Origin of the sequence: Antarcticirhabdus aurantiaca, assembly GCF_009765365.1 — a bacterium.
GTDB lineage: Bacteria > Pseudomonadota > Alphaproteobacteria > Rhizobiales > Rhizobiaceae > Antarcticirhabdus > Antarcticirhabdus aurantiaca.
Genome location: NZ_VTOM01000065.1, coordinates 1 through 602, shown reverse-complemented (window position 1 = coordinate 602; position 602 = coordinate 1). Strand labels below are relative to the sequence as shown.

General features: G+C 67.1%; 1 protein-coding gene. It reads left to right on the top strand.

Features of this window, described 5'->3' with window-relative positions; genetic code table 11:
* The coding region (locus FZN60_RS28540; RefSeq protein WP_158877802.1) for a vWA domain-containing protein at positions 1 to 602 on the top strand (602 nt) is incomplete at both ends.

Genomic DNA, 602 nt, shown 5'->3' with positions numbered 1-602 from the left:
GCCGTCACCTTCTCCGAGTTCGGCGCGACCGTCACCGCCCGGACGAAGGTCGACCTGACGCTCGCCAAGGTGCTCGGCTTCGAGAGTCTCGATGCCGGAGTGGCGGGCACGGCCGAGTATCCGCCGACGAAGTACGAGATCGCCCTCGTTCTGGACACCACCGGCTCCATGGCCGGATCCAAGCTCGCCGAGATGAAGAAGGCGGCCAAGAGCATGGTGAGGGAGCTGACCGAGACGGAGATCCTGCGTCGGCGGGTCAAGTTCTCGCTCGTGCCCTTCTCCTCCTTCGTGAACGTCGGCGCCGACAAGGCCAGCGCGGACTGGATCGACGGCGAGGGCGCCGTCAACGTGCCCTACAGCATCATCCCGGCCGGCGTGTCGCGCTTCGACGTCTTCCGCAATCTCGACCAGACCTGGAACGGCTGCGTCGAGACGCGGCTGGAAACGGGCGACAGCTCCTACGGCTCGGACGACACGCCGCCGGACGCCAAGGATCCCAACACCCTCTTCGTGCCCCTTCTCGTGCCGCCCGAGCCGGCGAGCACGCGCGGCGCGCGCTACAACAACAGCTATCTGACCAATCCGAGCCTTTCCGGCCTCGG